18 protein-coding genes are annotated in these 20,289 nt (G+C 60.0%); 11 read left to right on the plus strand and 7 right to left on the minus strand.

Going from position 1 to position 20,289, the window contains the following annotated elements; all coding sequences use genetic code 11:
* The first annotated feature begins 76 nt into the window (after nt 1–76).
* Together AC1DUP_RS06125 and AC1DUP_RS06130 are read left to right on the plus strand one after the other, a co-directional pair.
* Nucleotides 77–301 carry a hypothetical protein gene (locus AC1DUP_RS06125; RefSeq protein ID WP_162747224.1) on the plus strand — a complete coding sequence of 75 codons (225 nt, stop codon included), beginning with the start codon at nt 77–79 and terminating at the stop codon, nt 299–301.
* The gene (locus AC1DUP_RS06130) at nt 298–1,635 is read left to right on the plus strand and encodes an LLM class flavin-dependent oxidoreductase (protein WP_113307449.1); all 1,338 of its coding nucleotides are present in this window, start codon (nt 298–300) and stop codon (nt 1,633–1,635) included. The genes AC1DUP_RS06125 and AC1DUP_RS06130 overlap by 4 nt, the downstream gene beginning before the upstream one ends.
* On the opposite strand, the gene AC1DUP_RS06135 is transcribed toward AC1DUP_RS06130, so the two are convergent.
* Nucleotides 1,632–2,408, minus strand: a complete 777-nt coding sequence (locus tag AC1DUP_RS06135) for a class I SAM-dependent methyltransferase (protein ID WP_113307450.1) — start codon at nt 2,406–2,408, stop codon at nt 1,632–1,634. The genes AC1DUP_RS06130 and AC1DUP_RS06135 overlap by 4 nt on opposite strands.
* Nucleotides 2,409–2,583: 175 nt before the next feature.
* Here AC1DUP_RS06135 and AC1DUP_RS06140 point away from each other — a divergent pair, with 175 nt between their 5' ends.
* A complete protein-coding gene (locus AC1DUP_RS06140) occupies nt 2,584–3,498 on the plus strand; it encodes a LysR family transcriptional regulator (RefSeq protein WP_113307451.1) in 915 nt (304 codons plus the stop codon).
* Here the strand turns inward: AC1DUP_RS06140 and AC1DUP_RS06145 are convergent.
* The 5 genes from AC1DUP_RS06145 to AC1DUP_RS06165 are packed head-to-tail and all read right to left on the minus strand — an operon-like array spanning nt 3,488 to nt 7,112.
* Nucleotides 3,488–3,817, minus strand: coding sequence for a DUF6665 family protein (locus AC1DUP_RS06145; protein WP_113307452.1), 330 nt, complete (start codon nt 3,815–3,817; stop codon nt 3,488–3,490). The two genes, AC1DUP_RS06140 and AC1DUP_RS06145, sit on opposite strands and share 11 nt — an antisense overlap.
* Nucleotides 3,818–3,835: 18 nt before the next feature.
* The gene (locus AC1DUP_RS06150; RefSeq protein ID WP_113307453.1) at nt 3,836–4,078 is read right to left on the minus strand and encodes a hypothetical protein; all 243 of its coding nucleotides are present in this window, start codon (nt 4,076–4,078) and stop codon (nt 3,836–3,838) included.
* Between the two features lie 41 nt (nt 4,079–4,119).
* Nucleotides 4,120–4,761 carry a ThuA domain-containing protein gene (locus AC1DUP_RS06155; protein ID WP_113307454.1) on the minus strand — a complete coding sequence of 214 codons (642 nt, stop codon included), beginning with the start codon at nt 4,759–4,761 and terminating at the stop codon, nt 4,120–4,122.
* A 16-nt stretch (nt 4,762–4,777) separates the two neighbouring features.
* Nucleotides 4,778–5,881: a Gfo/Idh/MocA family protein gene (locus tag AC1DUP_RS06160; RefSeq protein WP_113300344.1), complete on the minus strand. Its 1,104-nt coding sequence runs from the start codon at nt 5,879–5,881 to the stop codon at nt 4,778–4,780.
* Between the two features lie 31 nt (nt 5,882–5,912).
* Nucleotides 5,913–7,112: an ROK family transcriptional regulator gene (locus AC1DUP_RS06165; protein ID WP_113300422.1), complete on the minus strand. Its 1,200-nt coding sequence runs from the start codon at nt 7,110–7,112 to the stop codon at nt 5,913–5,915.
* A gap of 203 nt (nt 7,113–7,315) precedes the next feature.
* Between AC1DUP_RS06165 and AC1DUP_RS06170 the strand changes: the two genes are divergently transcribed.
* From AC1DUP_RS06170 to AC1DUP_RS06185, 4 genes are all read left to right on the plus strand, one after another.
* Nucleotides 7,316–8,620, plus strand: coding sequence for an extracellular solute-binding protein (locus AC1DUP_RS06170; protein WP_113307455.1), 1,305 nt, complete (start codon nt 7,316–7,318; stop codon nt 8,618–8,620).
* An 81-nt stretch (nt 8,621–8,701) separates the two neighbouring features.
* A complete protein-coding gene (locus AC1DUP_RS06175; RefSeq protein ID WP_113300342.1) occupies nt 8,702–9,640 on the plus strand; it encodes a carbohydrate ABC transporter permease in 939 nt (312 codons plus the stop codon).
* Nucleotides 9,633–10,481: a carbohydrate ABC transporter permease gene (locus AC1DUP_RS06180; RefSeq protein ID WP_113300341.1), complete on the plus strand. Its 849-nt coding sequence runs from the start codon at nt 9,633–9,635 to the stop codon at nt 10,479–10,481. The genes AC1DUP_RS06175 and AC1DUP_RS06180 overlap by 8 nt, the downstream gene beginning before the upstream one ends.
* Before the next feature lie 23 nt (nt 10,482–10,504).
* A complete protein-coding gene (locus AC1DUP_RS06185; RefSeq protein WP_113307456.1) occupies nt 10,505–11,578 on the plus strand; it encodes a sn-glycerol-3-phosphate ABC transporter ATP-binding protein UgpC in 1,074 nt (357 codons plus the stop codon).
* Nucleotides 11,579–11,677: 99 nt separating this feature from the next.
* On the opposite strand, the gene AC1DUP_RS06190 is transcribed toward AC1DUP_RS06185, so the two are convergent.
* A complete protein-coding gene (locus AC1DUP_RS06190) occupies nt 11,678–13,012 on the minus strand; it encodes a dicarboxylate/amino acid:cation symporter (RefSeq protein ID WP_113307457.1) in 1,335 nt (444 codons plus the stop codon).
* Nucleotides 13,013–13,218: 206 nt separating this feature from the next.
* On the opposite strand from AC1DUP_RS06190, the gene AC1DUP_RS06195 reads away from it, so the two are divergent.
* The 4 genes from AC1DUP_RS06195 (at nt 13,219) to AC1DUP_RS06210 (ending at nt 20,283) form a co-directional block, all read left to right on the plus strand.
* Nucleotides 13,219–15,096, plus strand: a complete 1,878-nt coding sequence (locus AC1DUP_RS06195) for a sensor histidine kinase (protein ID WP_113307458.1) — start codon at nt 13,219–13,221, stop codon at nt 15,094–15,096.
* On the plus strand, nt 15,093–16,460 hold the full coding sequence (locus AC1DUP_RS06200) for a sigma-54-dependent transcriptional regulator (RefSeq protein WP_113307459.1): 1,368 nt from the start codon (nt 15,093–15,095) through the stop codon (nt 16,458–16,460). Before AC1DUP_RS06195 ends, AC1DUP_RS06200 begins: the two co-directional genes overlap by 4 nt.
* A 132-nt stretch (nt 16,461–16,592) precedes the next feature.
* Nucleotides 16,593–17,966 carry an FAD/NAD(P)-binding protein gene (locus tag AC1DUP_RS06205; RefSeq protein ID WP_113307460.1) on the plus strand — a complete coding sequence of 458 codons (1,374 nt, stop codon included), beginning with the start codon at nt 16,593–16,595 and terminating at the stop codon, nt 17,964–17,966.
* A 373-nt stretch (nt 17,967–18,339) separates the two neighbouring features.
* Nucleotides 18,340–20,283: a PrkA family serine protein kinase gene (locus AC1DUP_RS06210; protein WP_113307461.1), complete on the plus strand. Its 1,944-nt coding sequence runs from the start codon at nt 18,340–18,342 to the stop codon at nt 20,281–20,283.
* The last annotated feature ends 6 nt before the right edge of the window (nt 20,284–20,289 follow it).

The raw sequence follows: 20,289 nt of genomic DNA on the forward strand, positions 1-20,289 counted from the left end.
TCACAGCGCTATCGGTGAAAGAAATCGAGCCGGGAGATAAGATTATAAATTCTATAGATGCGATAGAAAATGAAAAGTGCTTGCTTATCTGGGGCGTGCCCTGGCTACTAACGTCAGTCTTTATCGATCTCACCTGGAAGTGACCGGATTGCTGGTGAAATTGTCGCCGGAAATTGCCGTCACCGATCTCGAATTGCCACCGGCCAACCCTTACCTAACCAACGGACAGATGCGTCGTTCCGGCATCAGCGTTCAGCAGAGGGCAGGCGACCGCTTCGCCCGATCCATGAGGAAAACATGACCCGTTCACGGCAATTGCGCCTCGGCGCCTTCATGCGTCCCGTCAGCCTGCATACCGGCGCATGGCGCTATCCGGGCTCCTATCCGGACGCCAACTTCAATTTTGCCCATATCAAGTCCTTTGCGCAGAAGCTTGAGGCCGCGAAATTCGACGCCTTCTTCATGGCGGATCATCTGGCTGTGCTCAACATGCCGGTCGAGGCGCTGAAGCGCAGTCACACCGTGACCTCCTTCGAGCCCTTCACGCTGCTTTCGGCGCTGGCCGCCGTCACCGAAAGGATCGGGCTGGCGGCAACGGCATCCACCACCTTCGACGAGCCTTATCATGTCGCTCGCCGTTTCGCTTCGCTCGATCATCTCAGCAATGGCCGCGCTGCCTGGAACATCGTTACGACCTCCAATCCAGATGCCGCGCTTAATTTCGGTCTCGATGAGCATGTGGAACATGGCGAGCGCTATAAGCGGGCGCGGGAATTCTACGATGTCGTCACCGGCCTCTGGGACAGTTTTGCCGACGATGCCTTCATCCGCGACCGCGAAAGCGGCATCTACTTCGATCCCGAGAAGATGCATGTGCTTGATCATAAGGGCGAGGAACTGAGTGTGCGCGGGCCGCTGAACATCGCCCGGCCGGTGCAGGGCTGGCCCGTGATAGTCCAGGCCGGCCAATCGGATCCGGGCCGCCAGCTTGCGGCGGAAACCGCGGAAGTGGTCTTCTGTTCGCCGCGCGACCTCTCGGGCGGTAGGGCGCTCTATGCCGATATCAAAGGCCGGATGGAAGCCATCGGCCGCAACCGCGACCACCTGAAACTGCTGCCTGCTGCTTTCGTTGTCATCGGCGACAGCCTCGAGGAGGCGCGCGCCAAGCGTTTGGCTCTCGACAGCCTCGTTCACTATGACAGTGCCATCGCCTCGCTGTCGATCGCGCTCGGCCACGATGCCTCGGGCTTCGATCCGGACGCGCCGCTGCCCAGTGATATTCCCGATACCAATGCCAGCAAGACCGGGCGCGCGCAGGTTATCAGGCTGGCGCAGGAGGACAACCTCACCGTGCGTCAGCTTGCCCAACGTTATGGCGGTTATTCCGGCCTTGCCTTCGTCGGCACGCCGGCAAGCATTGCCGACGAGATGGAACGCTGGCTGGACGAAGAGGGTTCGGATGGCTTCAACATCGTCTTCCCCTACCTGCCGCAGGGGCTCGACGACGTCGCAACACGCCTGGTTCCCGAGTTGCAGCGTCGCGGCCTGTTCCGGACAGAATACGAGGGCACCACGCTGCGTGAGCACCTCGGCCTGCCGCGTCCGGAAAACCGCTTCTTCAGCTCGGGCCGTTAGGGCCGGGCAACGATCAGACGCAACGATCCCTCGAAGAAAGGCTGCGTGCGAAGCTCGCCATAGCGCGCCTCCCATGTGCCGTCCTTGAGGTCGCGGCCGAGTTCGGCGGTGAAACGCTCGCCGATCACCGGATCGACAAAGCTCCAGGCGGAATTGGCAAGCCGGGCGCCGGGATCGAGCATGCGCTCCGGCCGGCCGTAATAGGCCTCGCCGAAACCATCGGTGCAGGTAAGCGGGATCGGCACCGGCGATATGTCGATCTTGCCACCGAGAACATCGGTAATGGTCTGCAAGGGCGGATAGCGGCTGGCCTCGACGGCGATCATCTCCGGCGCATAATCGAATAGCCATGAGTGCTCGAGTTCATTTGGATCGCAGCTGAGGATCAGGACGGGGCCGCGTGAAACGCGCCGCATCTCTGATAGGCCGGCCTTGAGGTCGGACCATTGATGCACAGTGAATGTCGCCATGCTCGCATCGAAGGAGTGATCGGCGAAGGGAAGCTTTTCGGCCGTTGCATCGATTGCCTCGGGCAAATGTGCCGGGCGCTGCGCGCGCATGGAAGCCGAAGGTTCGACCGGCGTAACCTTCCGGTCGACCGGCTCGTAGGAGCCGGCACCGGCGCCGACATTCAGCACCGTTTCGGCATTGCCGAGCGCGGCACGAATGAATTCTGCGATGTGCGGATCCGGCTGGCGGTACTTGCTGTAATTTGTGCCGATTACGCCGTAATTTGCGTCGCCTGCGCTTCCGTCATCATGTCTGTTATTCACGATCGGTCTCCGTAATTATTTTAAACGGTAAAGCTTCGCCCTTGCCGAAACGCGTTGCGTTCCAGCATCTGTTGTTCCTGAAATGGCATTCAGTCATGTCACGAGCCGCAACAAACACCATGTAACGCAGGACGAAAACCGATATGATCGAACAAATATTGTTCGGAAAACTCACATGGCTCGCCGCATTCCATCGCTCAATGCTCTCCGCGCTTTCGAGGCTGCCGGCCGTCTCGGGCGCATGACGCTTGCCGCTGACGAGCTGAATGTCACCCACAGCGCGATCAGCCGGCAGGTCCAGCATCTCGAAGATGTTCTCGGCGTTCCCCTATTCGAGGGGCCGAAGAACAAGCTGCGGCTGACCGAGGCAGGTACGACGCTGCTGTCGGGCCTGAATGCCGCCTTCGACCAGATCGACAGCTCCGTGCGCGCCGTTGCCGATACCGAGGACGGAGCCCTGGACGTTTCCTGCCCAGGAACCTTTACCATGCGCTGGCTGATCCCTCGGCTTTACCGGTTTCAGGCGGAATATCCTGATATCGACGTGCGGCTAACCGCCTCGTCGCGTCCGGTGGATTTTGCCCGCGACAGTTTCGATGTCGCCATCCGCGTCGGAACCGCTCCCTGGCCTGCCGGGGCGGACGTCATTCCTCTTTTTCCCGAGCAGACCGGTCCGGTGCTTGCCCCTTCCCTGGTGGAAAGCGTGGGCGAGCGCTTTACCCGCGCAGCAAGACTTCATACCCGCAGCCGGTTGCGGGCCTGGGGCGACTGGCTTGCACGCTCGGGCATTGTTGTCGAGGCGGGCAGTCGCGTCGAATACGAGCATTTCTATTTCATGCTGGAGGCTGCCAATGCCGGGCTTGGTGTCTGCGTCGTGCCCTGGCCGTATGTGACCGACGACGTTCGCCTCGGCCGGCTGGCCGCCCCGCACGGCTTTCTGGAAAGCGGCCACGAATATGTGGCGCTGCGCCGGGCGAGGCGAAACCGAAAATCCTCGCTTTTCTGCGAATGGCTGGAAAAAGAGGCGTGCGCATTCGTCGTCTCGCATCCTGCGCCATCGACGCGGAGCCACACTGCCGCTATCTCCTGATGACGCCGACCCGTGCCAGCACTTCGCCAGGAATGCCGTAGCGCTGAATAATATCCTTGTTGTTGCGCAGGCCGCAGATCTCACGCTGAACGAACAGCGCCCAGACGGCGTCGGATGCCTCGTTGACCAGCGTTTCGCGCTGTTCGGCGCTGTGGCGATCGGGATTCCAGGCTTTCAGGGCTGCCAGCGCCGATTCGACTTTCAGTCCGTTGCGCCCGAGCGAACTGGCGCGCTCCGACATAAGCTCGTATTCGAGCACGTTCACCCCGCCTTCGGCCGAAAAGGACTGCCTGAAGGATTGCGGTGGGCGAACGCTCATAGACTGTCCCTTCGCAGGTTACGACGCCGGCGCGCCCGTGACCTGGAAATAGGCCCAGGCGGCGGCAAACACGAGGATCACCGCGGCGATGACCAGGAGCTTGCGGAGCATCGGATTGGGGGCTTTCGGCGGAGGCTTCGGCTTGCGAAACTTGATAACGTTGTCGCTCATTGTCCTGCTGTTCGGTTTGATCTTCGTGCAGCAGTAACGCATATCGGCGCTTTTGGCACCCATGTTGGCGTCCAGATATACGCTTTTCATGTGTGCTGCCGGCCTAAGGCCGGCAGCCTGATGTCAGCCGATCAGCGCGCCGCCCAATTGGCGCCGCGGCGGAAGATAGTCTTCATCTGGGGCACGTCGAATTCCTTGGCGACATGGCCGAGCGAGGAATAGAAGACACGGCCCTTGCCGTATTTGCGCTTCCAGACAACAGGCATGGTCACGCCGTCGATCCAGTAGGCATGCTCGCCGGTGAAGGTCGTCGTTGCCAGCACCTCGTTCGAGGGGTCGACATGCATGTAATATTGCTCGGAATTATAAGGGAAATCGGTGATCCCCTCCATCAGCGGGTCGTCTGGTCGGGTGACGTTGACCGTGTAGTTGATGATGTTGCCGGGATGGGCAACCCACTGGCCGCCGATGATGAACTGGTAATCGGTCGATTCACGGAAGCTGTCGCCGGCGCCGCCGTGATAACCGGCAATACCGACGCCGCTTTCGACAGCGGCAGCGAGGTTCTTCACCTCTTCCTTCTCGATTTTCGACATGGTGATAACGGGAACGATCAGGCTCAGATCATGGATCGACGGGTCGGCGAAGGCCTCCGTGCTGTGCTCCACATAGACCTTGAAACCGTCTTCCTCGAGCATGTCCTTGATGATTGCGGCGCATTGTTCCGGTTCATGGCCTGCCCAGCCGCCCCAGACGATGAGTGCTTCACGCATGTATTCCTCCTGAATGTTACTTGCCGAGCAGTCCGTCGACGAGAGATTGGGAAAGTGGAGCAGGGCGCTCCGTTGTTGTGGTGAGCGTCACCGTCTTGCCGGCATCGGACGCCTTCTCGAAGGCTTCCATAACCTCAAGCACGTGCAGCGCCAGATCGCCGTTTGCGCGGTGCGGCCGGTTCGACCGGATGGCATGGGCAAGATCGGCGACGCCGAGCGAGCGATAATTGCCGTCGGCATAAGGCAGGGTCACGGGCTGGTCTTCGAACTGGCCGCCTTTCTTCAGATATTCGACCGGGCCTGCAAAACGGTTCGGATCCGGTACGATCAGCGTGCCTTCGGTGCCGTAGACTTCGAGCGGCACATGCTTGTGGCCGGCGACATCGAAGCTCATGCCGATCTGCACGACAGCGCCATTGGCGAAAGCCATGACACCGGCCACATGGGTCGGGATATGAACGGGGATGCGCTCGCCGTTGCGCGGCTCGCTGGTGATGATGCGCTCATTGCGCGGCGTGACCGCAAAGCCGGCAACCTTGGCGACCGGTCCCAGCAGGTTGACGAGGTCGGTGATGTAGTAGGGGCCCATGTCGAGCATCGGGCCGCCGCCGACTTCGTAATAGAAGGCCGGATTGGGGTGCCAGCGCTCGTGGCCGGGGCACATGAAGGTCGCGGTGCCGCCGACCGGAATGCCGATGACGCCCTCGTCGATCAGGGCGCGGGCCGTCTGATGACCGCCGCCGAGGAAGGTGTCGGGTGCTGCGCCGATGCGCAAACCCTTGGCCTTGGCGGCATCCGCCAATTTTTTCCCTTCCACGAAATTAATCCCGAGAGGCTTTTCCGAATAGGTGTGCTTGCCGGCTTCCAGTGCCTGCAGGCCGACGGCGACGTGGGCTTTCGGAATGGTCAGGTTGACGATGATCTCGACCTTCGGATCAGCCAGAAGCTTTTCAACAGACTTGGCCTGAAGGTTGAATTCATTGGCTTTTGCCTCTGCAAGTTCGGGATTGAGGTCGGCCAGTCCGCGGATGTCGAGGATCGGGAATGCCTCTGTCATTGCCTTCAGATAGGCGCCCGAAATATTGCCGCATCCAATGATGCCGATACCGACTTTTTCCATCATATCCTCCCGTAAATATTGATTTCTGACGTTAAAGCGCCGGCCCGGTGGTGCTCCAGGGCGATTCATAGAGTTCGTAAAGGGCGACGGCGGCGGCACCCTGCGCCCAGAAATCGTCGGTCGAATCGTCAAAGACGAGTTCACTGACGCCCTTGAGCGAGGGCGGAATGGCGAGTGCATAGGCATCGCGCAGGCTGTTGAGGAAAGGCTCGCCGAGAGCAAGCGACGAGCCGACGAGAATAACCCGCGGCGGCGCAAACAAGGTGACGATATTGGCGATGGTCAGCCCCACCGCTTCGCCGGCCCGCATGGCCGCGCTGATCAACTGGTCGTCATCGGCCTGGATCATCGCCTTTACATGGGTCATGCCGCGGCCAAGACGCACCGCTTCGGCAAACCGGCCATCGGCCTGCTGCTCGCCGAGGATTGCACTTTCGCCGGCCTGGCTGGAAAGGCGAACCACACCTTGCTGGCCCATGCCGAGAACGAGATCGCCCAGATTGTGGCTGAGGCCGCCGGCGCCGCGGAAAAGCTGGTTGTCGTGCAGCACGCCAAGGCCGAGCGTCTGCTCCAGCGAAATCAGCACCATGTCTTCCAGATCACGAGCCTTGCCGAACCAGTGATGGCCGAGCGTGATGGCATGCGCATCGCTCTCGATGATCGTCGGAGTCGACAGGCGAGCCGACATTTCGGCAGCAAAATCAATATTCACGTCGCGGAAGATCGGGCTCGATCGAATATGGCCGGTACGGTGCTCGATAACGCCGGGAAGTGCCAGACAGATGCTGTCAATATCATCGAGCGACAGGCCGATATCCACGACGCAACGCCGCACGGCATCCTCGATCAGGTCGGCAATGACAGCGATCGGCTGACGATCGATGCGGATCGGCAGCGTCAGCTTGGAGAGCACGTCTCCACGGAAATTGGTGACGGCGAAAACCATGCGGCTGGCCGCGATCTTGGCTCCAACCACGCGGGCGGCATCCGGATTGAGCTCCAGCATCACGCGGGGCCTTCCACGCACGGCTTCATTGCGGATATCGCCCTCATGACGCGGCAGAATTAGCCCGTCGTCGAGCAACGAGGCAGTGATGGCGGAAACCGTCGTCGTCGAAAGCTCCGTACGCTCGCTGATCTGGATACGAGAGATCGGACCATGGCGCCGGATCGTGTCCAGCACGTTCAAGCGGTTGATCGCACGCATTAGTTCGGGATCTGCAGTCTTCATGAAAACGAGCCAGGCATCGATTTGTTGGAGCAGGTGCCCCAATATTTTTAACGGGTTACGAAATAAATAACAGGCAAGTGCGGATGACTGTCAAGCGAATTTGACGAAAAATACGGCAGTTGGGTTGACATCGGGCAAAAGCTCCGTTGAATTAATCCGCATAGGGGAAAAATTGTGAGGACATGGCCCCTGGGAGGAAAATCATGAATTTTATGTTGAAGAACGCCACCTTCGGCGGCAGGCGGATCGTATCCATGGCCGTAACGGCCGGCATGTTGTTGGCAGGAGCGGGTGCTGCTTCCGCGACGACGGTGGTCAAGTGGCTGCATCTCGAACTCGATCCGAAAAACGTCGCGGCCTGGGAGGAGATCGTCAAGAAGTACGAAGCCCAGCATCCCGACGTCGACATCCAGATGCAGTTCCTCGAAAACGAGGCCTTCAAGGCCAAGCTTCCGACATTGCTGCAGTCTGACGACGTGCCGGATTTCTTTTTCAGCTGGGGCGGCGGCGTCTTGAAGCAGCAGTCCGAGACGGGCGCGCTCCAGGACGTGACGACGGCTCTCGACGCCGATGGCGGCAAATTGCGCAATGCCTATACCCCGGCTTCGGTCGACGGCCTGACCTTCGACAGCAAGACCTGGGCGATCCCCTACAAGGTCGGGCTGGTCAGCTTCTTCTACAACAAGGCGCTGTTTGCCAAGGCCGGCGTCAAAGCCGAGGACATCAAGAACTGGGCCGATTTTCTCGCCACGGTGAAGAAGATCAAGGCGGCCGGTATCGTGCCGATCGCAGGCGGTGGCGGCGAGAAATGGCCTATCCACTTTTACTGGAGCTATCTCGTCATGCGGGAAGGCGGACAAAAGGTCTTCGAAGCGGCCAAGAACGGCGAAGGCGAAGGTTTCCTCGATCCGTCGATCATCAAGGCCGGTGACGATCTTGCCGAACTCGGCAAGCTCGAACCTTTCCAGCCCGGCTATCTCGGTTCGAGCTGGCCGCAGGCGCTTGGCGTTTTCGGTGACGGCAAGGCTGCAATCATCCTTGGCTTTGAAGCGACGGAGGCCAACCAGCGCAAGAATGCCGGCGACGGCAAGGGTCTCGCACCCGACAATATCGGCCGCTTCGCTTTCCCGACGGTCGAAGGCGGCGCCGGCAAGCCAACCGATACGCTCGGCGGCTTGAACGGCTGGGCCGTCACCAAGAAGGCATCGAAGGAAGCGATCGATTTCCTCGCTTTCCTGACGAATGCGGAGAACGAGCGGGCGATGGCCAAATTGGGCATGCTTCTACCCGTTGCCGCTGGCGCCGATGACGGCGTCACCAACCCGCTGCTTGCCGAATCGGCAAAACAGCTTGCGGGTTCCACCTGGCATCAGAACTTTTTCGACCAGGATCTCGGTGCGGCCGTCGGCCGTGTCGTCAACGACGTGTCGGTGGAAATCGTCTCCGGACAGATGAATTCCAAGGACGGCGCCCAGATGATCCAGGACGCTTTCGAACTGGAGCAATAACCAGCGCCCGCAGACCTTCCCGGCGCTCTCGCCAGAAGCGGAGCGCCGGCATTGCTGCCGACGAGATACGAAAGCAGGAACATGGCCAATATTTCAGTCCTACCGACATCGAGTGCCGCAAGGCCGGCAAGACGAGCCGCAAACAGCAGGAGTTCGGTCGCGCACGACCGGCTGACGGTGCTGTTGCTCTTTCTACCGCCGGCGCTGCTGCTCTTCACGCTCTTCGTCATCATGCCGATGGGCGAGGCGGCTTGGTACAGCCTTTACAAGTGGAACGGCTACGGCACGCCGACCGAGTTCATCGCGCTCCGCAATTTCCAGGTTCTATTCCGCAATGCAGCTTTCACCCAGGCGCTGGTCAATAACGGCCTGATCATCGTCATCTCGATCTGCATCCAGGTGCCGCTCGCGATCTGGCTGGCCACCATGCTTGCCCACCGCATTCCGGGGGTCGTCGGCTATCGCCTGATCTTCTTCCTGCCCTATGTGCTGGCGGACGTCGCCGCAGGCCTCATCTGGCGCTTCGTCTATGACGGCGACTACGGCCTGTTTGCCGCCATTTCCAACTTCTTCGGCTTCGCCAACCCTTACGTGCTCGCCGACAAGGACGTGGCGATCTATGCGGTGCTCGGGGTCATCGTCTGGAAATATTTCGGCTTTCACATGATGCTGTTCATCGCCGGCCTGCAATCCGTCGACAAGAGCGTGCTGGAGGCGGCCGAAATCGACGGCGCCACCGGCTGGCAGAAATTCCGCTACGTCACGCTGCCGCTGCTCGGTTCAACCCTGCGTCTCTCCATCTTCTTTGCCGTCGTCGGCTCGCTGCAGCTCTTCGACATGATCATGCCGCTGACCGGCGGCGGGCCGTCCAACTCCACCCAGACGATGGTCACCTTCCTCTACACCTATGGCGTCATGCGCATGCAGGTCGGCCTTGGCAGCGCCGTCGGCGTCGTGCTCTTCGTCATCTGCGTGACGCTCGCCTTCGGTTACAAAAGGATATTCATGCGCCATGACTGATATGAGCTCTTCCATCCGCATGAGCACGTCCACCCGCATCTATCTCTACGTATCGCTCAGCCTGATCGCGGCGATCGTGCTTGTGCCGCTGCTGACGACCGCGCTCGGCGGCTTCAAGACGCTGGGCGACCTGCGCACCAACCCGTTCGGCCTGCCGATGGAATGGCAATGGTCGAACTACACGGACATTCTCTTCGGCGAACGCTACTGGCTGCAGATCGGCAATTCGCTTGTCATTGCAGCCCTCACCGTGCTTCTGACGCTGATCGTCTCGTCCATGGCGGCTTTCGCCTTTGCCCATGTCCGCTTCTTCGGCTCGTCCTTCCTGCTCAATTATTTCCTGCTCGGGCTGATGTTTCCGGCGGCGACCGCGATCTTGCCGCTCTTCATCCGCATCCGCGATCTCGGCCTGCTGAATACCTATTGGGGCGTGGTGCTGCCGCAGGTGGCCTTCGGTCTCGGCATGAGCATCCTGCTATTTCGCAATTATTTCCGCAATCTCCCGGAAGAATTGTTCCAGGCAGCCTTTGTCGACGGTTGCGGTTATCTGCGCTTCTTCTGGCATATCTCGCTGCCGCTTTCCCGCCCGATCGTCGCCACCGTCAGCATCATCTCCTTCGTCGGCAGCTGGAACAGCTACATCCTGCCGCTGATCATGCTGAATTCGGAATCCAAATATCCCTGGCCGCTCGGCATCATGGTCTATCGCGGCGAATACGGCACGGAGTGGCAACTGGTGCTGGCCTTCATCACGCTCACCATCCTGCCGACCATCATCGTTTTTTTCGTCGCCCAGAGACACATCATCGCCGGATTGACTGCCGGTGCCGTGAAGTCCTGAGCCGAGCCATTGGAGGTGTTATCATGGCATCTGTTTCACTGAACGATATTCGCAAGGCCTATGGCGCCGTTGACGTCATCCACGGCATTTCGCTTGACATCGAGGATGGGGAGTTCGTCGCCCTCGTCGGGCCGTCTGGCTGTGGAAAATCGACGCTGCTGCGTATGATCGCCGGCCTGGAGGAGATCACGGACGGCGAGATCGCGATCGGCGGCGCTGTCGTCAACGGCATGACGCCCCGCGAACGCAACATCGCCATGGTCTTCCAGTCCTATGCGCTCTATCCGCATATGACGGTCGCGGAAAATATGGGTTTCAATCTGAAGCTCGCCGGTGTGGGGAAACCGCAGATCGAGGCCCGCGTCGCCGAGGCCGCCCGAATGCTGGATCTCGCCCAGCTGCTCGACCGCAAGCCGGCCCAGCTTTCCGGCGGCCAGCGCCAGCGTGTCGCCATGGGCCGCGCTATCGTGCGAAACCCTGCCGTCTTCCTGTTCGACGAGCCGCTGTCCAACCTCGATGCCAAGCTGCGTGTTCAGATGCGCTCGGAAATCAAGACGTTGCACCAGAAGGTCAGGACGACCTCGATCTACGTCACGCACGACCAGATCGAGGCGATGACGCTTGCCGACCGTATCGTCGTGCTCAATCAGGGTAGGGTGGAGCAGCAAGGTACGCCGCTCGAGCTTTACAGGAAACCGGCCAACCTCTTCGTTGCCGCATTCATCGGATCGCCGGCGATGAATATGCTCGACGGCACGGTGGACGGGGAAAACGGTCAGCCGGCCGCGCGTCTTTCGGATGGAACTGCCATCCGCATCGGTCCGGACCGCAAGGTCCGTCCCGGCCAGGCGGTGACTGTCGGCCTGCGCCCCGAGCATCTGACGCCTGATGGCAAAGAGGGAAACGTGCTTACCGGGCAGACCCTGCTCGTCGAGCCGACCGGCGCCCAGACGCATGTCGTCTTCGATCTTGCCGGCCAATCTGTAACTGCCGTAGTGGATGGAGCTTATGCTGCCCGGTACGGCGCCCGTTTTGAGGCCAATATCGCCAGCGAACAGGTTCATATCTTCGACCGAGGCACCGGTCTCGCGCTTTGATTCCGAGAGATTGCTGGCGGCTGGGCGTGTCCCGGACCGTCGAAATCAAAAAATCCGCCGCCGATCGTATGATTGGCGGCGGATTTGTCTTGTCAGTGCCTATTCGGCGGGCTGTGCCACCAGGGCAAGCAGATCGCTCTCATCCCGCAGGTCGCCCGCCATCGCGGCGGCAAAACGTGTCTGGTCGAGTTCGTTTTCCCAGCGGGCGACGACGATGGTTGCAACCGCATTGCCGACAAGGTTCGTCAGTGCCCGGCATTCCGACATGAAGCGGTCGATACCGAGGATGAGCGCCATGCCGGCGATCGGAACCGAGGGGACGACCGAGAGTGTCGCGGCAAGCGTGATGAAGCCGGCACCGGTGATACCTGCGGCACCCTTGGAGCTCAGCATAGCAACCAGAAGCAGCAGGATCTGGTCGCCGAAGCTCAGATGCGTATCCGTTGCCTGGGCGATGAAGAGCGCTGCCAGGGTCATATAGATGTTGGTGCCATCGAGATTGAAGGAATAGCCGGTCGGAATGACGAGGCCGACGACCGAGCGCTTGCAGCCGGCGCGCTCCATCTTGTTCATCAGACCGGGCAGGGCGGCTTCCGACGACGACGTGCCGAGCACCAGCAGCAGTTCTTCCTTGATATAGCGGAGCAGCGCCAGGATGGAGAAGCCGTTGTAGCGGGCGACTGCGCCGAGCACGACCAGCACGAAGAGCAGCGACGTCAGATAGAAGGTGCCGATCAGGAAGGCGAGGTTGGCGATCGCGCCGATACCATATTTACCGATGGTGAAGGCCATGGCGCCAAAGGCACCGATCGGCGCGAACTTCATCAGGATCGCGACGAGGCGGAAGACCGGAGCGGTCAGAACCTGGAAGAAGTCGAGCACCGGTTTGCCGCGCTCGCCGACGGAGCCGAGCGCGATGCCGAAGACGACCGAGAAGAACAGCACCTGCAGGATGTCGCCTTTGGCGAAGGCGCCGACGATCGTATCCGGGATGATGTTCATCAGGAAGCCGACGATCGTCGCGTCATGGGCCTGGGCGGCATAATTGTTGACCGCCTTCGTATCCAGCGTTGCCGGATCGATATGCATGCCGGCGCCGGGCTGCAACACGTTGGAAACGACGAGGCCGACGACAAGCGCCAGCGTCGAGAAGACGAGGAAATAACCGAGCGCCTTGCCGACCACACGGCCGAACTTCTTGAGATCAGACATTCCGGCAATGCCGGTGGTGACAGTCAGGAAAATGACCGGCGCGATCACCATGCGCACGAGCTTGATGAAGGCATCTCCGAGCGGCTGCAGCGAAGCGCCGAGGGAAGGATAGAAATGGCCAAGCAGAATGCCGGCGGCGATGGCGGCAAGCACCTGTACATAGAGGTGCCGGTAAAAGGGAGTTTTGCCGCGCGCTTCGGCGGCATTCATTGCGATATCCATGGTATCCTCCGCTATGCCGAGCGCCAAATAGGCGGCGGGCAAGTCATGATGGTCAAACAGCCTCCCGACTGCTGAGTACGCAATTGCAACGCGCGTGCCAGTTTCCAAAATGGGGATAAGTGTTTGATATTATTATTGGCGCAATGGAGAATTCGGTTCAAAGGTGCGGAATTTCGCACAAATTGATTTGCCGATCGTGCGAAAACATGCACAATGTTGCTATGCTCCAGCTGACCGCATCCGAACGTTTCCTGACGCCTGAACAGCTACGCCGGCGCTCCCGGTCCTTCTGGCTGATCTTCGTAGCGCTCGCTGCGGTGTTGATCGGAATGGCCCTTTATGGCGCCGGCATTTATGGCCGCCTGCAGGCCATTGCAGCACTGGAGGATCAGGGGCAGACGGATGCCAATCTCAAGGTGGCGTTGCTGCGCGCCGTGCTCGAAGGGCCGCGGGCTCTGCCGCTCCTCCTTGCAGATGACCAGCAGGTGCGTGACGCTTTGTCATCAGAACGGAATGACGCCGTCATCGGGCTCGACCGCAAGCTCGAGAGCCTCGTTACCGGCACCCGTGCCTCGGTTCTTTATGTGACCGGCAAGAGCGGCATCGCGATTGCCTCCAGCAACTGGCAGGAACCCTTGAGCTTTGTCGGCAACGACTATTCCTTCCGTGATTATTTCCGCCGCGCGATGGAGACGGGCACGGCGGAGCATTTCGCTCTCGGCAATGTCAGCAACAAGCCCGGTCTTTATATTTCCCGGCGGGTGGGGGATGCGGCGGCACCGCTCGGTGTCGTCGTCGTCAAGATGGAGTTCGACCAGCTGGAATCCGACTGGCGCGACGCAGCCCGGCCGGCCTATGTCACCGATGAGCATGGGGTCGTGCTGATCACCAGTCTGCCCTCATGGCGCTTCATGACAACGAAACTCCTGCCGCAGGACAGCGTCGCGGCGATCAGGAGCAGCCTGCAATTCGGCGAGGCGCCGCTGGTGCCCTTGCCGATTGTCGAGAGGCAGGCGCTGAGGCCCGGGGCGGCAATCGTGCATGCCATCCTGCCGGGAGGCGGGGAGGGCGAGTTCCTGCGGCTGCGCACGGACGTGCCTTCGACCTCATGGCAACTCGAATATCTGGTGCCGACCCAAGCGCCGGTCGCCTCTTCCGTGCGCGAATGGCGGTTGCTGACGTTGGCCGGCCTCATTCCGGTGCTTGCGATCATGACCTTCCTGCTGCGCCGTCGCCAGGTCGCCGTCATGCGCATTGCGACCGAGCGGGCCGCGCGCGAAGAGCTTGAGCGACGGGTGCTGGAGCGGACGGACGATCTCAGCCGCGCCCGCGACCGGCTGCAGGCGGAGATATCGGATCATCGCGCGACCGAAGCCAGGCTGCAGGTGGTTCAGCAGGAACTTGTGCAGGCAAACCGCCTGGCGATTCTCGGGCAGGTCGCTGCCGGCGTGGCGCATGAGATCAATCAGCCGGTGGCGACCATCCGCGCCTATGCCGACAATGCCCGCACTTTCCTCAAACGACAGCAGCCGGGCTCGGCCGATGACAATCTCGATGCGATTGCCGGCCTGACGGAGCGTATCGGAACCATCACCGAGGAGCTTAAAGCCTTTGCCCGCAAGGGTCGGACTGCGGCGGAGCCAGTGGAACTGCGGGCCGTCATCGAAGGCGCGCTCGTGTTGCTACGCAGCCGTTTTGCCGGCCGGCTCGACGCGCTTGATATCAGGCTGCCGCCGGCTGATCTGAAGGTGAGTGGAAACCGCATCCGTCTGGAGCAGGTGCTGATCAACCTCTTCCAGAATGCACTGGAAGCGCTGGACGGCAGGGAGGGAGCAAAGGTCGATATCTTCTGCGAGGAGACGGACAGCGCGGTGACGGTGACTGTCGCAGACAACGGCCCCGGCATATCGGAAGACATCCTCGGCTCACTCTTTTCGCCCTTCAACACCTCGAAGGAAAAGGGCCTCGGCCTCGGGCTGGTCATCTCCAAGGATATCGTTTCCGACTACGGTGGCCGCATCGATGTCGAAAGCAATGCGTGCGGCACACGCTTTACTATCCATCTGCAGAAAGCACAGGCATGAGCGATATGATCCCGGTCTTCCTTATCGATGACGACAAGGATCTCCTGAGGGCGACGAAGCAGACGCTGGAGCTTGCCGGTTTCTCCGTTTCGACCTTTTCCGCCGCTACGGAAGCATTGAAGGAGCTGAATCCGGAATTCTCCGGTGTCGTCGTGTCCGATATCCGCATGCCCCAGGTCGACGGGCTGCAACTCTTCGACCGCATACGGCAACTGGACCAAGACCTGCCGGTGATCCTGATCACCGGGCACGGCGATATCCCGATGGCCGTAAAGGCGATCCAGGGTGGCGTCTATGATTTCATCACCAAGCCCTTCGCCGCGGATCGGCTGGCGCAGAGCGTGCATCGGGCGGCTGAAAAGCGCGGGCTCGTGCTCGACAATCGCTCGCTTCGCGAGGCAGCCGAACAGGCCCAGGGAGACCTGCCGCTGATCGGCCAGACACCGGCCATGGAGCGCCTGCGACGGACGCTCCGGCAGATCGCCGACACGGATGTCGACGTGCTGGTGACCGGCGAAACCGGCAGCGGCAAGGAAGTGGTGGCGAGCCTGCTGCACCGCTGGAGCCGCCGGGCAAAGGGCAATTTTGTGGCGCTGAACTGCGGCGCCCTGCCGGAAACGGTGATCGAAAGCGAGCTCTTCGGCCACGAGGCGGGTGCATTCACCGGCGCCCAGAAGAAGCGCATCGGCCGCATCGAACATTCGAGCGGGGGGACGCTCTTCCTCGACGAAATTGAGAGCATGCCGGCGTCCGCACAGGTGCAGATGCTGCGTGTGCTGGAAATGCGCGAAGTCATGCCGCTTGGCACCAACGAGGTCCGGCCCGTCGACTTGCGTGTCGTGGCCGCCTCCAAGGTCGATCTCGGCAATCCGCGTGAACGCGGTGATTTTCGAGAGGATCTCTACTATCGCCTCAATGTCGTGACGATCAGCATCCCACCCTTGCGGGACCGGCGTGACGATATCCCGATTCTCTTTGCCCACTTCACCGAACGCGCCGCCAACCGCTTCAGGCGCCCGGTGCCCCCCGCTTTGCCCGAACTGCATCGTCATCTGAAAGGGCATGATTGGCCGGGAAATGTGCGCGAGCTCTCGCATTTTGCCGAGCGATTCGTGCTTGGCCTTGAAACTACGCCGGCGGAGCCCGAGCAAAACGGGAGAGAGGACAAACAGGCCTTCCTGCCTCTGCCGGCGAGGATCGATCGCTATGAGGCCGATATCATCCGCGAGACACTGATCCGCAATGAGGGCGACGTACGCCGGACCATCGAAACACTCGGCATCCCGCGCAAGACCTTTTATGACAAGCTGCAGCGCCATGGTATCGAACGGGCAGCTTTCAGCCCTTCGAAGGCGGATGGCTGAAATGCCGGCATTTGCCGGCAGCGGAAACGGGCCCGGAATAAACACTTGAAGCGGCGATGCTTCGGACCGTGACAACTCGTCGTCCTGCGCTAGATTGATCAGTGCTCATGCGGCCAATCATGGAACGAACGCTTGATTTATGATGTTGTTGTCGTCGGTTCCGGCTTCTCTGCGGTCGCAGTCGTCTGCAATCTTGTCCGGAAACTTCCGTCGACGGCGTCCATCGCCGTCATCGGTGACGATCCGGGCTTCGGCAGAGGCACGGCCTATCGTACCGAAATGCATCTCCACCGCCTGAACGTTCCGGCAGCGCGAATGAGCCTCTTTACGGACAGACCAGCCGACTTCGTGGAATGGCTTGGTCGCAAGAACCGGCCGTCGCGGGATGCCGATTTTGCCTCGCGCAGCGATTATGGCCTTTATGTCAGGGACACGCTCGCAGATCTCCTGCGGCATCAAGCCCGTTGCCGCGTCGATTTCATCAGGTCCAAGGCCACAGGCTGTGTCGAACGCTATACTGGCGCGCTCGGCTTCCTGCTGGAACACGGCGGGGAAATCGCCGGTCGCCAGGTCGTGCTCTGTCTCGGATTGGGCAATGCGAAATTGCCTGTCGATGTTACAGGTCTCAGTCTTGGTACGCGTTCGCATGTCATTGACAATCCCTGGCGCCTGTCCTGGCTGACACGGGTCGGTCCGCAGGACCGCGTCTGTATCCTGGGTTCGGGCCTTACCATGATCGATCAGGTTCTTGGGCTTCGCTCGCACGGACATCGCGGCCATATCCATGTTCTCTCGCGACGCGGGCTTGCGCCGCACGGACATGCGCGCGATCCCAAACCGCCAGCAATCGTCGAGATCGATACAAAGACAGCGACGCTTAGCCAGATCCTGCGAGGGATCCGGAGGCAGGTCCGATCCGGAACTCCATGGAGAAGCGTCATGGATGGGCTGCGGCCGAGAACGCAGGCGATCTGGCAAGGTCTTGCACCCGCGGAGCGGTCGCGCTTTCTGCGGCATGCCCTGCCATGGTGGAATGTCCACCGTCATCGCGTTGCGCCGGACATTTACGACAGTTTTCAGCGTCTGAGACACCAGGGCGTCGTCGCATTTCACGCCGGCTATCTCAAAACGCTCACCGACGCCGGCGAAAGGATTGATATCGAATATCGCAAGAGAGGAAGCAGTGAGATCGATATCCTTAATGTGGATTGGATCGTCAACTGCACCGGCATGGAACGTGCCGGGCTGGCGCATTCGCCGCTATTGCAGGAGATGCGCCGGCAAGGCTTCGTCGCCGCCGATCCGCTTGGCCTCGGAATCTCTGTCGACCGGAATTCGAAGGCGTTGAACTCTGAGGGTGTGGTGCAAACGAACCTCTATGCCGTCGGCGCTCTGACGGCCGGTCAGTTCTGGGAAATCACCGCCGTGCCCGATATCCGCACGCAAGCCGAACAGGTCGCAACAGAGTTAGCCATCTCAAACGAGGCACGGTCGCAAATTCTATAGGTTGCGCCGATGGGTGGATTTCTATCTGATGTTGTCTTTTTCGGCAGGGTCTTCCAACAAGCGCACAGGCCAGCGGCGAATCAGATTGTGCTTATTCAGGGCGTCACGTGTTCACGTCATTGGAATGACAGTGGATTGGCATTCTCGCAAAACCGCGCGCGAATAATACTCCTGGCGCAGATTCAAAGCTATAGAGCCGGTAAATTTTCAGAGATCAAATCGACGGGCTGCCCGCACTTTTTTGTGTAGCGATGCCGGAATGGCAGCCACGTCTTATTTCCGTCTCGGGAGCCCTTGATCTTTCGTAACATTGGCGCACCATCTTACTTAGCGAAGGCGAAAATCGCTGAGGCAGACCTTTATAGGAGGGCCTATGCTGACCAATTCCCTATTCGATGCGTTCACGCGTAACTATGAGTCTCGCCGCGAGACGGACATGTCTATCGCGGACTATCTGGCATTATGCAAGAAAGATCCGATGGCCTATGCCAATGCCACCGAGCGCCTCCTCGACGCAATTGGCGAACCAGAAATCATCGATACAGCAAAGGATTCGAGGCTCGGCAGGGTCTTCATGAACAGGACCATCCGAACCTATCCGGCCTTTGCAGGCTTCTTCGGGATGGAAGAGACGATCGAGCGGATCGTATCCTTCTTCCGCCACGCTGCCCAGGGCCTCGAAGAGCGCAAGCAGATCCTTTATCTGCTCGGCCCTGTCGGCGGCGGTAAGTCTTCGCTTGCCGAGCGCCTGAAGCAGCTCATGGAGATCAATCCCATCTATGTGCTGAAGGCCGGTGACGACTTGAGCCCGGTCTTCGAAAGCCCCCTCAACCTCTTCGATCCCCTGACCATGGGGCCGTTGTTGCTCGAGCAATACGGCATTCCAACCCGCCGCCTCAGCGGCTTGATGAGCCCATGGTGCCTCAAGCGCCTCGACGAGTTCGACGGCGATATCTCACGCTTCCGCGTCGTGAAAATCCAGCCGTCCCGACTTCGCCAGATCGCGATCGCCAAGACCGAGCCGGGTGATGAGAACAACCAGGACGTCTCATCGCTGGTCGGCAAGGTCGATATCCGCAAGCTTGAGCACTATTCGCAGAACGACCCCGATGCCTACAGCTATTCCGGCGGTCTCAACCGCGCCAATCAGGGCGTGCTGGAATTCGTCGAAATGTTCAAGGCGCCGATCAAGATGCTGCACCCGCTGCTGACGGCGACGCAGGAAAGCAATTACATGGGCACCGAGAATATTGGTGCGATCCCGTTCTCGGGCATCATCCTTGCCCATTCGAACGAAGCGGAATGGCAGAGCTTCAAGGCCAACAAGAACAATGAAGCCTTCATCGACCGCATTTGCGTCATCAAGGTTCCCTACTGCCTCAGGGCCATGGAGGAGCAGAAGATCTACGAGAAGCTGATCGAAGGGTCGGAACTTGCAAGTGCGCCATGTGCTCCGGCGACATTGGAAATGCTTGCCCGTTTCTCCGTCCTGTCACGACTTCGCAAGCACGAGAATTCAAATCTCTTTTCGAAGATGCGTGCCTATGACGGCGAAAGCCTGAAGGAAACCGATCCGCGCGCCAGAAGCGTGCAGGAATATCGGGATGCTGCCGGCGTCGACGAGGGCATGGACGGAATATCGACACGTTTTGCCTTTAAGGTTCTAGCGTCGACATTCAACCACGACACGACGGATATCGGTGCCGATCCGGTGCATCTGATGTATGTCCTGGAACAGGCTATCCGCCGCGAGCAGTTTTCCGAGGAGACGGAAAAGCGCTACATGGAGTTCATCAAGGCAGAACTGGCACCGCGCTATGCGGAATTCATCGGCAACGAGATTCAGAAGGCCTATCTGGAATCCTATTCCGACTATGGTCAGAATCTCTTCGATCGTTACGTCGACTATGCCGATGCCTGGATCGAGGACACCGATTTCAAGGATCCGGATACCGGGCAGATGCTCGACCGCGAACTTCTGAACCAGGAATTGACGAAGATCGAAAAGCCGGCGGGCATCGCCAACCCAAAGGATTTCCGCAACGAGATCGTCAAGTTCTGCCTCAGGTCGCGCGCCGCCAATGGCGGCAGGAACCCATCCTGGACGAGTTATGAAAAAATTCGGGAAGTGATCGAAAAGCGGATGTTTTCGCAGGTCGAGGATCTGTTGCCGGTCATTTCCTTCGGGTCGAAGAAGGATAGCGAAACCGAAAAGAAACACAGTGAATTCGTCTCGCGCATGGTGGCGCGGGATTATACCGAACGGCAGGTTCGCCGGCTGGTGGAGTGGTACATGCGCGTCAAGCAGGCGAGTTAGGTAGGT

This window comes from Rhizobium sp. 01L419 (genome assembly GCF_056400025.1).